This window comes from Streptomyces fumanus, assembly GCF_014655295.1.
GTDB lineage: Bacteria > Actinomycetota > Actinomycetes > Streptomycetales > Streptomycetaceae > Streptomyces > Streptomyces fumanus.
In genome coordinates this window covers 98,716-115,483 of record NZ_BNBI01000017.1, presented here as the reverse complement: position 1 = coordinate 115,483, position 16,768 = coordinate 98,716, and the positions used below count along the sequence as shown (strand labels likewise).

Genomic DNA, 16,768 nt, shown 5'->3' with positions numbered 1-16,768 from the left:
CAACGAAGACAAACTCCTCGACTACCTCAAGAGGGCCACGGCCGACCTGGGCCGGACCCGGCAGCGGCTGCGCGAGATGGAAGCAGCCGCCACCGAGCCGGTCGCGGTGGTCGCCACGGCCTGCCGCTACCCCGGCGGCGTCCGCACCTCGGACGACCTGTGGCGGCTCGTCGCCGACGGCACCGACGCGCTCGGCGACTTCCCCGCCGACCGCGGCTGGGACCTGGACGGCCTGTACGACCCGGACCCCGACCGGCCCGGCCGCAGCTACGTACGGCGTGGCGGGTTCCTGGACGGCGCCGCCGACTTCGACGCCGAACTCTTCGGCATCAACGCGCGCGAGGCCCTCGCCATGGACCCGCAGCAGCGGCTGCTGCTGGAGACGGCCTGGGAGGCGTTCGAGAACGCGGGCGTCGACCCGTCCTCGCTGCGCGGCAGCCGGACCGGGGTGTTCGCCGGAGTCGTCTCCTCGGGCTACGCCGAGCGGCTCACCAGCGTCCCGGACGGCGTCGAGGGCTACCTCGGCACCGGCAGCATGACGAGCGTCGCCTCCGGCCGGATCGCCTACACCCTCGGCCTGGAGGGGCCGGCCGTCACCCTCGACACCGCCTGCTCCTCCTCGCTCGTCGCCATCCACCTCGCCGCCCAGGCGCTGCGGCAGGGCGAGTGCGCGATGGCGCTCGCCGCCGGTGTGACCGTGATGGTGACGCCGGGCATCTTCATCGAGTTCAGCCGGCAGCGCGGCCTCGCCCCCGACGGTCGCTGCAAGGCGTTCGCCGCGGCGGCCGACGGCACCGGCTGGGCCGAGGGCGCGGGCGTCCTGCTGCTGGAGCGGCTCAGCGACGCCCGCAGGCTCGGACACCCCGTGCTCGCCGTGATCCGCGGCAGCGCCGTCAACCAGGACGGCGCCAGCAACGGGCTCACCGCGCCCAACGACAAGGCGCAGGAGCGGGTGATCCGCCAGGCCCTCGACTCCGCCCGGCTCACCCCCGAGGACGTCGACGCCGTCGAGGCGCACGGCACCGGGACGACACTCGGCGACCCCATCGAGGCCCAGGCCCTGCTGGCCACCTACGGCCGGGAACGTCCCGCCGGGCAGCCGCTGCGGCTCGGCGCCGTCAAGTCCAACATCGGCCACACCGGCGCGGCGGCCGGCGTCGCCGGCGTGATCAAGATGATCGAGGCCATGCGGCACGAACTGCTGCCCCGCACCCTCCACGTGGACGCGCCCACCCCGCACGTCGACTGGTCGTCGGGCGGCGTCGAACTCCTCACCGACCCCGCCCCCTGGCCCCGGAACGGCCGCCCGCGCCGCGCCGGCGTCTCCTCGTTCGGCGTGAGCGGCACCAACGCCCACGTGATCATCGAGGAACCCCCGGCCGCCCCCCAGGACACCGACGCCGCCGCGCCCGGGGCGGACCCGGCCCAGGACGCCACCGCCGAGGCCGCCCCGGCCCAGGACGCCGCCCCCGGGACCGCCGGGCCCCGCCGCGCCCTCCCCTGGGTCCTGGGCGCCCGCACCGAGGACGCCCTGCGCGCCCAGGCCGCCCGGCTCGCCGCCCACCTGCGCGAGCGGCCGGACCTGCGCCCCGCCGACGTCGGCTACACCCTGGCCACCGCCCGCGCCGCCCTCGACGCCCGCGCCGTCGTCGTCGGCGGCGACCCCGAGGAGTTCCTCGCGGGCCTCGACGCCCTCGCCCGCGGCGAGGACACCCCGCACACCGCACACGGCAGGGCCCGCCCCGGCGGCCGCACGGCGTTCCTGTTCACCGGGCAGGGCAGCCAGCGCCCGGGCATGGGCCGCCACCTGCACGCCGCCTACCCCGCCTTCGCCGACGCCTTCGACGAGACCGCCGCGGCCCTCGACACCCACCTCGCCGCCCACGTCGAACGCCCGCTCGCCGAGGTCGTCCTCACCCCCGACGACCCCGCCACCGCCGGCCTGCTCGGACGGACCGTCTACGCCCAGACCGGCCTGTTCGCCCTCCAGGTCGCCCTCTTCCGGCTGTACGAGTCATGGGGGGTACGCCCCGACCTGCTGCTCGGTCACTCCCTCGGCGAACTCAGCGCCGCGCACCTCGCCGGGGTGTGGTCCCTGCCCGACGCGGCACGCCTCGTCGCGGCCCGCGCCACCCTGATGGAGAGCCTGCCCGCCGGGGGCGAGATGATCGCCATCGCCGCCAGCGAGGAGGAGATCCGCGCCGCGCTCGCCGACCACGGCACCGGCGCCGACCTCGCCTCGGTCAACGGGCCCTCGGCCGTGGTGGTCTCCGGCGACCCCGGGACCGTACGGGCGCTCGCCGAGCACTTCGCCGCACAGGGCCGCCGGACCAAGCGCCTGCGCACCAGCCACGCCTTCCACAGCGCCCACATGGACGGGATGCTCGACCGCTTCCGCGAGATCGCGGCCGGCGTCCCGGCCGCGCCCGCCCGGATCCCGGTGATCTCCAACGTCACCGGCCGTCCCGCCACCGACGACGAACTGGCGAGCGCCGACCACTGGACCCGCCAACTGCGCGGAACGGTCCGGTTCGCCGACGGCGTCGCGGCCCTCGCCGACGCGGGCGCCACCACCCTGGTCGAGCTGGGCCCCGACGGGGTGCTCACCGCGCTCGCCCAGGACTGCCTGGCCGGCGTCCGCCCGGCCCCCGGGTGCGTGCCCGCCCTGCGCGGCGCCGAACCCGAGACGGACACCGCCGTCCGCGCCCTGGGCGCCCTGCACCTCGGCGGCGCCCGGATCGACGGCGAGCGGTTCTTCGCCGGCGCCCGCCGTGTCCCCCTGCCCACCTACGCCTTCCAGCGCAAGCGCTACTGGCTCGACGCCGGCCGCACCGCGCCCGACGCGGCCGGACTGGGCCTCGCCCCCACCGGGCACCCGCTGCTCGGCGCCGCGCTGAGCCTCGCGGGCGACGGACGCCTGGTGCTCACCGGACGGCTGTCCGCCACCACCCACCCCTGGCTGACCGACCACGCCGTGCGGGGCGTCGCCCTGCTGCCGGGCACCGCGTTCGTGGAACTGGCCGTCCAGGCCGGCGACCGGGCGGGCTGCCCGCACCTGGCCGAACTCATGCTGGAAGCCCCCCTGCCGGTGCCCGCCGACGCGGCGGTCCTCCTCCAGGTCACCGTCGGCCCGGCCGAGGACGGCGCCAGGCGCCGGGTGGAGATCCACGCCCGCCCGGCCGACGACACCCCCGAGGAAACCCCCTGGACCCGGCACGCGAGCGGCACCCTCACACCCACCCCCGACGCGCCCGCCGAGCCCGCCGGGATCACCGATCCCGCCGCCTGGCCGCCGCCCGGCGCCGAACCCGTCGACGTGAGCGACTTCTACACCGACCTCGCCGCCGGCGGCTTCGGCTACGGACCCGCCTTCCAGGGCCTGCGCGCCGCCTGGCTGCACGACGGCGCCGTGTACGCGGAGATCGCGCTGCCCGACGAGCAGACCGCCGCCGCCTCCGACTTCCTCCTGCACCCCGCGCTGTTCGACGCCGCCCTGCACGCCAGCGGTCTCACCGGACTGGGCCAGGACACCGGAGAGGCCCGGCTGGTGTTCTCCTTCGGCGGCGTCACCGTGCACGCCGACGCGGCCACCGCGCTCCGCGTCAAGCTGGCGGCCACCGGCCCCGACACCGTCGAACTGACCGCCACCGACGGCACCGGACAGCCGGTGGTGTCGGTCGCCGAACTCGTGATGCGCCCCGCCTCCGCCGCGCCGCCCGCCCGGCCGGGCGACGAGGGCGTCCTGCTGCGCCCCGGCTGGACCCCGCGGACCCCCGCCGAGCAGCCGTACGATGATCGCGCCTCGTGGGCGGTCATCGGCCCCGACCCCTTCGGCCTGTGCGACGCGCTGGAGAGGGCCGGCCGCACGGCCCGCGAGTACCCCGACGTCACCTCCCTCGCCGAAGCGGCCGAAGCGGCCGAAGCGGCCGAAGCGGCCGAAGCGGCCGAAGCATCCGGAGAACAGACGGTGCCCTCCGTCGTCCTCCTGCCCCTCGCCCCCGTGACCGCCGCCGCCCTGCCGAGCGCCGCCGACCGGGCCGTCGACCGCATGCTGCACACCGTGCAGGGCTGGCTGTCGCTCGCGGTGGGGCGCGACGCCCCGCTGGCCGTGGTGACCTCGGGCGCGGTCGCCGCCCGCCCCGGCGAGGACGTCACCGACCTCGCCCACGCCCCGGTGTGGGGCCTGCTGCGCTCCGTACAGGCCGAGCACCCCGGGCGGTTCCTCCTCGTCGACCTCGGCCCCGACCCCGCGTCCCTGGCCGCGCTGCCCGACGCGATCGGGACCGCGCTGGCCGCCGGCGCCCCACAGACCGCCGTCCGCGAAGGCACCGTCCTCACCCCGGAGATCGTCCCCGCCGGGCCCGGCATGGTCCTGCCCGACGAGCCCTGGCTCCTCGACACCACCTCGGCGGGCGACCTCGACCGGCTCGCGCCGCTGCCCTACCCGCCCGCCGCCCGCCCGCTCGCCCCGCACGAGCTCCGCGTCGCGGTGCGCGCCTCCGGGCTCAACTTCCGCGACGTGCTGGTGGGCCTCGGCATGGTCCCCGGCCAGAGCGGCATGGGCACCGAGGGCGCGGGCGTGGTCACCGAGGTCGGCACGGACGCGGGGGAGTGGCGGCCCGGCGACCGCGTGATGGGCGTGGTGCCCGCCTCGCTCGGCCCGGTCGCCGTCGTCGACCACCGGGCCGTCGTCCGCATCCCGCGGAGCTGGACCTTCGCCGAGGCCGCGGGGGTGCCGATCGCCTTCCTCACCGCCTACCGCGCCCTGTTCGACCTGGCCGGGCTCAAACCCGGCGAATCGGTGCTCGTCCACGCGGCGGCCGGCGGAGTCGGCATGGCCGCCGTCCAACTGGCCCGGCACTTCGGCGCGGAGGTCTACGGCACCGCGAGCCCCGGCAAGTGGGACACGCTGCGGGCGATGGGCGTCGACGACGCGCACCTGGCGACCTCCCGCTCGCTCGCCTTCGAGGAGACCTTCACCGAGGCGACCGGCGGACGCGGCGTGGACGTGGTGCTCAACTCCCTGGCCCGCGAGTACGTCGACGCCTCGCTGCGGCTGCTCGCCCCCGGGGGCCGGCTGATCGAGATCGGCAAGACCGACCTGCGCGACCCCGCCGCCACGGCCGCCGCCCACCCCGGCACCACCTACCAGCCGTTCGTCGACGCCGACCCCGAGCGCATCGGCCGCATCCTCACCCACATCGTCGAACTGATCGAGTCCGGCGCCCTGAAGCGCCTGCCGGTGCGCACCTGGGACATCCGCGACGCCCCGCACGCCTACCGGTACATGAGCCAGGCCAAGCACATCGGCAAGATCGTGCTGACCGTGCCCGCCGCCCCCGACCCCGAGGGCACCTTCCTGATCACCGGCGGCACCGGAGCACTCGGCGCCCTGCTCGCCCAGCACCTGGTGACCCGGTACGGCGCCCGCCACCTGCTGCTCACCAGCCGCACCGGCGAGGACGCCCCCGGCGCCCGGCAGTTGCGCGAGGAGCTGACCGCGCTCGGCGCCGCCCGGGTGGAGATCGCCGCCTGCGACGTCGCGGACCGCGCCCGGCTCGCCGCCCTGCTCGCGGGCATCCCCGCCGCCCACCCGCTGACCGCCGTCGTGCACGCGGCCGGTGTGGTCGAGGACGGCGTCGTCACCTCCCTGACCCCGGACCGGCTGCGCCGCGTCCTGCGCCCCAAGACCGACGGCGCGACCCATCTGCACCGGCTGACCGCCGACGCGGACCTCGCCCTGTTCGCCCTGTACTCCTCGGCGGCGGGCGTCCTCGGCGGCGCGGGACAGGGCGGCTACGCGGCCGCCAACACCTACCTCGACGCCCTCGCCCACCACCGCCGCGCCGCCGGCCTGCCCGCCGTCTCCCTGGCGTGGGGGCTGTGGGAGGAGGCCAGCGAGATCAGCGCGGCCGTGGACCGGGCCAAGGCCGCCCGCGCCGGCATGTCGGCGCTGACCGCGGCCGAGGGCCTGGCGCTCTTCGACGCCGCCACCGCCCTGCCCGACCCCGTCCTGATGCCCGTACGCGTCGACGCCACCACCGGCGCCGCCGCGCCGCCGGCCCTGCGCGGCCTGCCGCCCGCCCCCGGCCGGCGCAGCGCCCAGCCCGCCGCCAGCGCCTCGGAGCAGCCCGCCGACGACCTCGTACGCCGGCTGTCCGCACTGCCCGAGGACGAGCAGCGGCACCTGCTCACCGACCTGGTGCGCACCCACGCCGCGACCGTCCTCGCCCTCGCCGGCCCGGACGCCGTCGACCCGCTGCGGGGCTTCACCGAGATGGGCTTCGACTCGCTCACCGCCGTCGAGCTGCGCAACCGGCTCGACGCCGCCACCGATCTGCGCCTGCCCGCCACCCTGGTCTTCGACCACCCCACCCCGGCCGACCTCGCCGGCCACCTCTTCGAGGAACTCGTCCCCGACGCCGCCGCGGCCGAGGTCCCCGCCCTCCTCGACGCCCTGGACCGCCTGGAGGAGCGGCTCACCAAGCTGCGCGCCGACGCCTACGACCACTCCGCGATCGGCACCCGCATCGACCGGCTCGTCACCGCCTGGCGCGCCGGGCAGGAGCCGCAGGAACCCTCCGCCAACCCCGGCGAGACCGCCGCCGCGCAGCTCCAGGAGGCGAGCACCGACCAGGTCCTCGACTTCATCGACCGCGAACTCGGCCTCGCGTGAGCGCCCCCGCCGCGCCGCCCCCAGGAAGGACCGACACCACGATGCCGGAGGACGAGAAGCTCGTCGGCTACCTCAAGCGGGTCGCCGCCGAACTCCACGACACGCGGGCCGAACTGCGCCGCGCCGAGCAGCGGGAGACGGAGCCGATCGCGATCGTCGCCATGGCCTGCCGCTACCCGGCCGGCATCGCCTCGCCCGAGGACCTCTGGCGCCTGGTCGCCGAGGGCGGCGACGCCATCGGCCCGCTGCCCGGCAACCGGGGCTGGGACCTCGAAGGGGTGTACGACCCCGACCCCGACGCGCCCGGCAAGAGCTACGCCCGCGAGGGCGGCTTCCTCGACGGCGCCGCCGACTTCGACCCCGAGTTCTTCGGCATCAGCCCCCGCGAGGCCCTCGCCATGGACCCCCAGCAGCGGGTCCTGCTGGAGGTCGGCTGGGAGCTGTTCGAGCGCGCCGGCACCGACCCGGCCACCCTGCGCGGCAGCGCCACCGGCGTGTTCGTCGGCGCCGGCTCCTCCGGCTACGGCACCGGCTTCCGCGAGGTGCCCGAGAGCGTCGGCGGCTACCTAGGCACCGGCACCATCATCAGCGTCCTCTCCGGCCGCCTCGCCTTCGTCTACGGACTCGAAGGCCCCGCCGTCACGGTCGACACCGCCTGCTCGTCCTCCCTGGTCGCCATCCACCTCGCCCTGCAGTCGCTGCGCGGCGGCGAGTGCACCAGGGCGCTCGCGGGCGGCGTCACCGTCATGTCCAACACCGGCATGTTCACCGAGTTCAGCCGCCAGCGCGGCATGGCGCCCGACGGCCGCTGCAAGGCGTTCGCCGCCGCCGCCGACGGCACCGGCTGGTCCGAGGGCGCCGGCCTGCTCATGCTGCGCCGCCTGAGCGACGCCCAGCGCGACGGCGACCGGGTGCTCGCCGTGATCCGGGGCAGCGCCGTCAACCAGGACGGCGCCAGCAGCGGCCTGACCACCCCCAACGGCCCCTCCCAGCGCCGGGTGATCCGCCAGGCCCTGGCCGGTGCCCGGCTCACCACGCACGACATCGACGCGGTCGAGGCGCACGGCACCGGCACCTCCCTCGGCGACCCCATCGAGGCGCAGGCCCTCATCGCCACCTACGGCCAGGACCGCGACCCCCAGCGGCCCCTGCTGCTCGGCGCCGTGAAGTCCAACCTCGGCCACACCCAGGCCGCCGCCGGTGTGGCCGGGGTGATCAAGACGGTGATGGCGCTGCGGCACGCCACCCTGCCCAAGACCCTGCACGTCGACGAGCCCACCCCGCACGTCGACTGGTCGGCGGGCACCGTACGCCTGCTCACCGAGACCCGGCCCTGGCCCGACACCGGGCAGTTGCGCCGCGCCGCCGTGTCCTCCTTCGGCATCAGCGGCACCAACGCCCACCTCGTCCTCGAACAGGCCCCCGAGACCGAGGAACACCGGCGGCCCGAGGCCACGGTGCCCGGTCTGCCGCCCGCGCCCTGGCTGCTGTCGGCCCGCGACGGCGCGGGACTGCGCGCCCAGGCGGACCGCCTCGCCGGCTTCCTCGCCGCACACCCCCACCTGGCCCCCGACGACATCGCCCACGCCCTGGCCACCGCCCGGCCCGCCCTCACCCACCGCACGGCGCTGACCGCCCCGGACCTGGACGGATTCGCCGGACAACTGCGCGCCCTGGCCCGCGGCGAGGGCGAGGGCACCGACGCGGTGGCGGACCGCAGGCCCGTCTTCGTCTTCCCGGGACAGGGCTCCCAGTGGGCCGGCATGGCCCGCGAACTCCTCGACCGGTCACCGGAGTTCACCGCCGCGTTCACCGACTGCGACCGGGCCCTCGCCCGGCACGTCGACTGGTCCGCCGCCGCCGTGCTGCGCTCCCCGGACGAGGACTGGCTGCACCGCGTCGACGTCGTCCAGCCCGTCCTGTGGGCCGTGATGGTCTCCCTCGCCGCCCTCTGGCGCAGCCACGGCGTGCACCCCGCCGCCGTCGTGGGCCACTCGCAGGGCGAGATCGCGGCGGCCTGCGTCGCGGGCGGCCTCGGCCTCGCCGACGGCGCCAAAGTGGTGGCGCTGCGCAGCCGCGCCCTCCTCGACCTGGCCGGCACCGGCGGCATGGCTTCCGTCGCCCTGCCCGAGGCCCGCGCCCACGCCCTGATCGGCCCCCTGGACGGGGAGCTGACCATCGCCGCCGTCAACGGCCCGAACTCGGTTACCGTCGCCGGCGACCAGGCCGCCCTCGACGAACTCCTCGCCGTCTGCGAAGGCCACGACGTCTGGGCCCGGCGGGTCCCCGTCGACTACGCCTCGCACTCCACGCACGTCGAGGCCGTCCACGACCGGCTGACCGAGGAACTCGCCGGGCTCACCCCGGCGACGTCCACCGTGCCGTTCTACTCCGCGACCACCGGCGCCCGGCTCGACACCGCCGGATGCGGCACCGACTACTGGTACGACAACCTGCGCCGCCAGGTCCGCTTCGAGACCGCCGTACGCGCCCTGCTCGCCGCGGGCCACACCGCGTTCGTCGAGATCAGCGCCCACCCCGTGCTCACCGTCGCCCTGGAGGACACCGTCGCGGCGGCCGACGCGCCCGCGGTCGTCCTCGACACCCTGCGGCGCGGCGCGGGCGGCCCCGCCCGGTTCGCCGAGGCCCTGGCCGCCGCCCACACCCACGGACTCACCGTCGACTGGCGGCACCTGTTCGCCGGGCGCGGTGCCCCGGCGCACCCCGTCGACCTGCCCACCTACCCGTTCCGGCGCCGCCGCTTCTGGCTGGCCGCGGACCAGGACACCGCCCAGGACGCCGCCGGGCTCGGCCTGCACGCCGTCGGGCACCCGCTGCTCGGCGCCGCCGCCGCCCTCGCCGACGGCGGCGGCCTGCTGCTCACCGGCCTGCTCAGCGCCCGTACCCCGGCCTGGACGGCCCCGCAGACCCCGGACGGCCCCGCCCGCCTGTCCGCCGCCGCCCTCGCCGAACTCGCCATCCGCGCCGCCGACGAAGCGGGCTGCGACCGCGTCGACGACCTCACCCTCGACACCCCCCTGGACCTCGGCCCGGACCCGGTCCGCCTCCAGGTCGCCGTCGGCGCCCCCGCACCGGACGGCAGTTGCACCCTGGCCCTCTACTCCCGCCCCGCCCCGGCCGGCCCCGAGGCCCCCTGGACCCGGCACGCCCACGGCCTGTTGCGCCCGGGCCGCCCCACCCCGCCCGCCGACGAGGGCACCTGGCCGCCACCCGGGAGCCACCCCCTGGACCTCGAGAACCCCGACGAGCGGGACCCCGGACCGGCCCTCCCGGGCCTGCGCGCGCTGTGGCGGCACGAGGACGACCTCCTCGCCGAGATCACCCTCCCCGAGGAGCACACCGATGAAGCGGGCGGCTACGGCCTGCACCCCGCCCTCCTCGACACCGCCCTGCGGCTGCGCCGGTACGACGCCCCCGCCGCGCCCCTCGCCGCCCTCGGCGGCATCACCCTGTACGCGTCCGGCGCCACCACCCTGCGCGCCCGCCTCACCCCCCGCACCCACGCCGACGGCACGCTCCGCCACGCCCTCGCGCTCACCGACCCCGACGGCGGCCCGGTCGCCCGGATCGACACCCTCATCACCGGCGACGCCCCCGCGCCCACCGCGCCCGCCCCGGACGGCTCCGCCGACGCGCTGTACCGCCTGGACTGGGTGTCCGTCGCCGCCACCGCCGACTCCACGGCCACCGGCAACTGGGCCGTCCTCGGCGCCGACCCGCACGGCGACGCGGACGCCCTGCGCGCCACGGACGCCGAGGTCCGCGCCTTCGCCGACGTCACCGAGCTGATCGCGGCCCTGGACGGCGGAGCCGCCGCCCCCGACACCGTCGTCCACGCCGTACCGGGAGCACCGGACGGCGCCTTCCTCACCGAGGCCGCCCACCGCACCGCCGCCGGCCTGCTGGAGGTGCTGCGCGCCTGGACCGCCGAGCCCCGCCTCGCCGCGTCCCGGCTGATCGTGACGACCGCCGGCGCGGTGGCCGCCGTCCCCGGCGAGGACGTCCCCGACCTGCCGGCCGCCACCGCCTGGGGGCTGCTGCGCTCCGCCCAGACCGAGTACCCCGACCAGTTCCTCCTGGCCGACCTCCCGGAGACCGACCCGGCCACCCGGGCCCGGGCGCTGGCCGCCGTCCCCGGCTGCGGCGAACCGGTCGTCGCCCTGCGCGACGGCGACCTCCTCGCCCCCCGCCTCGACCCCTACCGCGAGGCGCCCGCCCCGGCGAGCGCGCCGTTCGGCCCCGACCGCACCGTGCTGATCACCGGCGGCACCGGCACCCTCGGCCGGCTGGTCGCCGTCCACCTCGCCGCCCGCCACGGCGTACGGCACCTGCTGCTCACCAGCCGCAGCGGCCCCGACGCCGCGGGCTGCGCCGAACTGCTCGACGACCTCGCCGCGCACGGGGCCCGGGCCGAGATCGCCGCCTGCGACACCGCCGACCGCGACGCGCTGGCCCGCCTGCTCGCCGCGATCCCCGCCGACCGGCCGCTCGGCGCCGTGGTGCACGCGGCGGGTGTCCTGGACGACGGCGTGATCGACTCGCTCACCCCCGAGCGGCTCGCCGCCGTCCTGCGGCCCAAGACCGACGCCGCCGTCCACCTGCACGAACTGACCCGCGACCGGCCCCTGACCGCGTTCGTGCTGTTCTCCTCCGCCGCGAGCGTCCTCGGCAGCGCGGGGCAGGGCAACTACGTCGCCGCCAACGCCTTCCTCAACGCCCTCGCCCAGCACCGCCGCGCCCAGGGCCTGCCCGCCGTGTCGCTCGCCTGGGGCTTCTGGGACCGGGCCAGCGGCATGACCGGCAACCTCGCCGAGGCCGACCTGCGGCGCATGGCCCGCTCCGGGGTCGTCCCCCTCTCCACCGGCCTCGCCCTCGACCTGTTCGACCGGGCCTGCGCCCGCGACGAACCCCTCGCCGTGCCGCTGCGCCTGGACCCCGCCGCGCTGCGCGCCCAGGCCGACGCCGGGGTGCTGCCCGGACTGCTGCGCCGCCAGGTCCGCGGACCCGTGCGCCGCACCGCCCGCACCGGCGGGCCCGGCGGGGCCGCCGACACCTTCGTCCGCGACCTGCTCGCCCTGGACGCCGAGGAGCAGCAGCGCCTGCTGAACGACCTCGTCCGCTCCCAGGTCGCCGCCGTCCTCGGCCACGAGGACCCCGCCGCCGTCGACGTCAACACGGCCTTCAAGAGCCTCGGCTTCGACTCCCTCATCGCGGTCGACCTGCGCAACCGGCTGGCCGCCCGCACCGGCCGCCGCCTCCCGGCCACCCTGGTCTTCGACCACCCCACCACCACCGCCCTCGCCGCCCACCTGCGCACCGAACTCCTCGGCGCCCGGGACACGCCCCCCGCCGCCGCGGCGCCGACGAGCGGTGCCACCGACCAGGAACCCATCGCGATCGTCGCCATGGCCTGCCGCTTCGCCGGCGGCGTCATGTCCCCCGAGGACCTGTGGCGGATGCTCGCCGACGGCCGCGACGGGCTGAGCGGCTTCCCCCTCGACCGGGGCTGGGACGTCGAGCACCTCTACCACCCCGACCCCGACCACCCCGGCACCAGCTACGTCCGCGAGGGCGGCTTCATCGAGCACGCGGCCGACTTCGACGCCGCCTTCTTCGGGATCTCCCCCCGCGAGGCCCTCGCCATGGACCCCCAGCAGCGGCTGCTGCTGGAGACCTCCTGGGAGCTGTTCGAACGCGCGAACCTCGACCCGGCCGCCCTGCGCGGCTCCGCCACCGGCGTGTTCGTCGGCGCCGCCAACATCGGCTACCTCAGCGGCATGGAGGTGCCCGACGAACTCGGCGGCTACCTCGGCACCGGCAACGCCGCGAGCGTCGCCTCCGGCCGCCTCGCCTACACCTTCGGCCTGGAGGGGCCGGCCGTCACCGTCGACACCGCCTGCTCCTCCTCCCTGGTCGCCCTCCACCTCGCCGTGCAGGCCCTGCGCAACGGCGAGTGCGCGATGGCCCTGGCGGGCGGGGTCACCGTCATGGCCAACCCCGGCCTGTTCGTCGACTTCAGCCGGCAGCGCGTGCTGTCGGCCGACGGCCGCTGCAAGCCGTTCGCCGCCGCCGCCGACGGCACCGGCTGGGCCGAGGGCATCGGCCTCCTCCTCGTCGAACGCCTCGGCGACGCCCGCCGCAACGGCCACCGCGTCCTCGCCACCGTCCGCGGCACGGCCGTCAACCAGGACGGCGCCAGCAACGGCCTCACCGCCCCCAACGGCCCCTCCCAGCAGCGCGTCATCCGCGCCGCCCTCGCCAACGCCCGCCTTGAGGCCCGCGACGTCGACGCCGTCGAGGCGCACGGCACCGGCACCGCCCTCGGCGACCCCATCGAGGCCCAGGCCCTCATCGCCACCTACGGCCACGACCGGCCCGAGGACGCCCCGCTGCTGCTCGGCGCCGTCAAGTCCAACATCGGCCACACCACCGCGGCCGCGGGCGTCGCCGGGGTGATCAAAACGGTGCTGGCGATGCGGCACGGCGTGCTGCCGAAGACCCTGCACGTGGACGCGCCCACCCCGCACGTGGACTGGTCCGACGGCACGGTCGAGCTGCTGACCGAGGCCCGCCCCTGGCCGGACACCGGCCGCCCCCGCCGCGCCGCCGTCTCGGCGTTCGGCATCAGCGGCACCAACGCCCACACCGTCCTGGAACACGTCCCCGAGCCCGAACCCGTCACCGCACCGGACGACACCTCCGGCGCCCTGCCCCACCTGCTCTCCGCCCGGACCCCCGAGGCCCTCGCCGACCAGGCCCGCCGGCTGCACGCCCACCTCGCCGCCGCCGGCACCGCCCCGGCCGGCCTCGCCGCGGCGCTCGCCACCACCCGCGCCGCGTTCGACCACCGGGCCGTCGTCACCGCCACCGGCCACGCCGACCTCCTCACCGCCCTGGCCTCGCTCGCCGACGGCACCCCCGGCCCCGAGGTGCAGACGGGCGCCGTGCGCGCCGACGCCCGGGTGGCGTTCCTGTTCAGCGGCCAGGGCAGCCAACGCGTCGGCATGGGACGCGAACTGCACGCCGCCCACCCGGTGTTCGCGCAGACCTTCGACGCGGCGGCCGACGCACTGGACCGGCACCTCGCCGGACACGTGGCCCACGGAGTGCGGGACGTGGTGTGGGGGGAGCCGGGCACGGAGGGCCTCCTCGACGACACCGTGTACACCCAGGCGGGACTGTTCGCCGTCGAGGTCGCCCTGCTGCGGCTCGTGGAGTCCTTCGGTATCCGGCCCGGCATCCTGCTGGGCCACTCCATCGGCGAGCTGGCCGCGGCGCACGCGGCGGGCGTGTGGTCCCTGGAGGACGCGACGGCCGTCGTCGCCGCCCGGGGCCGGCTGATGCAGGCGCTGCCCACCGGCGGCGCGATGGTGTCCGTACGCGCCTCCGAGGACGAGGTACGGGCCGTCCTGGACGGCGTCGACGGCGTGGAGATCGCCGCCGTCAACGGGCCCGGCTCCGTGGTGGTCTCCGGCGAGGAGACCGCCGTCCTGGCGCTGGCCGCCCGCTTCACCAAGCAACGCCGCGACGTGCGCAGGCTCACCGTCAGCCACGCCTTCCACTCGGCCCGGATGGAACCCATGCTGGAGGAGTTCCGCGCCGTCCTGGAGAGCGTGTCGTACGCGACCCCGCGCGTCCCCGTCGTCTCCAACCTGAGCGGAGTTCCCGCCGCGCCGGGCGAACTGGAGGAACCGGAGTACTGGGTACGCCAGGTGCGCGGCGCCGTGCGCTTCGCCGACGGCGTCACCGCCCTGGCCACCGCGGGCGGCACCCCCCTGCTGCTGGAGATCGGCCCCGACGGCATCCTCAGCGCGATGGCACGGCACAGCCTCGACCCGGCCGCCGGCATCCGCGCCGTACCCTCCCTGCGCCGCGACCGCCCCGAACCCGCCACCCTCGCCGCCGCGCTGGGCGCGCTGCACGTGCACGGCATCGAGGTGGACTGGTCCGCGTACTTCACCGCCCCCCGGGCCCACCTCGACCTGCCCACCTACCCCTTCCAGCGCGAGCGCTACTGGCTGCGCCCCCTGGCCGCCCCCCGCCCCGCCGCCGACCGGCGCTACCGGGCCGAGTGGACCCCCTGGACCGGCCTCTCCGACGCCGGACTCGACGGCACCTGGGCCGTCGTGGGCCACCCCGGCAGCCCCCTCACCGCGGCCTGCGCGCGGGCCCTGGAGCGCCACGGCGCACAGGCGCCCCTGCTGCTCGCCGGCCCCGGCGCCTGCGACCGCGCCACCCTCGCCGCCCGGCTGCGCGAACTCGGCCCCCTGGACGGCGTCGTCTCCGTCCTCGCCGACCAGCCGGACGACCCCGGCGCCCCGGCCGCGCCCGCCCTGACGGCCACCCTCGCGCTGCTCCAGGCGCTCACCGAGGTCCAGCCCGGCGGCAGGCTCTGGAGCGTGACCTCCGGCGCCGTCGCCCGCGAGGAGGGGGAGCCGGTCCCGCAGCCGCAGCAGGCCCAGATCTGGGGTCTGGGCCGCAGCGCCGCCCTCGAACTGCCCGGCCTGTGGGGCGGCCTGGTGGACCTGGCGGGAACGGACGCCACCCCCGCCGCCGACCTCCTCGACCAGCTCGCCGCCGTCCTCGCCCACCCCGCCGAGGACCAGGTCACGATCCGCCCCGACGGCCTCCACGTCCGGCGTCTGACCCACGCCCCGGCCGCCGACGGCGACACCGCCTGGCAGCCCACCGGCACCGTCCTGATCACCGGCGGCACCGGCGGACTCGGCGCCCATGTCGCCCGCTGGGCCGCCGCGGCGGGAGCCGCCCGCCTGGTCCTGGCCGGCCGCCGGGGCCCGCAGGCCCCGGGCGCCGCCGACCTCGCGGCCGAACTCACCGCCGCCGGCACCGACGTCCTGATCGAGACCTGCGACACCGCCGACCGCGCCGCCGTGGAGAACCTGATCGCCCGGATAGACGCCGACGGGCCGCCGCTGAGCGCCGTCGTGCACGCCGCCGGCATCACCCAGTCCGCCCCGATCACCGACACCCTCCCCGCCGACACCGACGCGATCAGCGCGGGCAAGGCCCGGGGCGCGTCCCACCTCGACGCGGTGCTCGGCGACCGCCCGCTCGACGCGTTCGTCCTGTTCTCCTCGATCGCCGCGGCCTGGGGCAGCGGCGCCCAGGCCGTCTACGCCGCGGCCAACGCCCACCTCGACGCGCTCGCCCAGAGCCGCAGGGCCCGGGGCCTGGCCGCCACGTCCGTCGCCTGGGGCCCCTGGGCCGGCGACGGGATGGCCGAGTCGGCCGAGGCCGACCAGCTCACCCGGCGCGGACTGCTCGCCATGGACCCGCGCACCGCGCTCACCGACCTGGCCCGCGCGGTGGGCCGGGGCGACACCGACGTGATCGTCGCGGACGTCGACTGGGACACCTTCGCCCCCCGCTTCACCGCCCTGCGCCCCAGCCCCCTGCTCGCCACCCTCCCCGAGGCCGCCGCGGCCCTCGCCGCCAGGTCCGCCCCCAACGAACCCGCCCCCGCTCCGGCCCTCGCCGGACGGCTGGCGGCGGCGTCGGGCGCCGAACGCGAGGCGCTGCTGCTGGAGCTGGTGCGCGGCGAGGTCGCCGCCGTCCTCGGCCACGCCTCCGCCGAACAGGTCCGGCCCGACCAGGCGTTCAGCGACCTCGGCTTCGACTCGCTGACCGCCGTGGAACTGCGCGACCGGCTCAGCCGCGCGGCCGGCGTCGACCTGCCCGCCACCGTCGTCTTCGACTTCCCCACCCCCGCCGAACTCGCCGCCCGGCTGCGCACCGACCTGACCGGCGACACGTCCGTCCTCACCCCCGTCCTCGCCGAACTCGACGGCCTGGAGGCGGCGTTCGCCCGCGTGGCCGACGAGGACCCGGCGGCCCGGGCCCGCGTCACCCAGCGCATGCGGCGCTTCCTCGAACGCCTCGCCGCCCTGGAGCGGGACGACACCGCACCACCGGACGCGACCGGTGTCGAGAGCGCCTCCGACGAGGAACTCTTCGCCCTCCTCGACGACCACCTCGAAGCCCCAGGGCAGGCCCCGAAAGGTGACCAGGCATGAGCCTCCCGAACCGACCCCCGTGCCGTGCACAGGCCCA

The 16,768-nt window shown here is 77.2% G+C and carries 1 protein-coding gene and 1 pseudogene; both read left to right on the top strand.

What is annotated here, in order from left to right:
• Window positions 1-13 precede the first annotated feature (13 nt).
• Window positions 14-6,676 (top strand): annotated as a pseudogene (locus tag IE316_RS30680) (SDR family NAD(P)-dependent oxidoreductase); the annotation flags it as partial.
• Window positions 6,677-6,717: 41 nt separating this feature from the next.
• Window positions 6,718-16,731, top strand: coding sequence for a type I polyketide synthase (locus tag IE316_RS30675; protein ID WP_190207790.1), 10,014 nt, complete (start codon window positions 6,718-6,720; stop codon window positions 16,729-16,731).
• The last annotated feature ends 37 nt before the right edge of the window (window positions 16,732-16,768 follow it).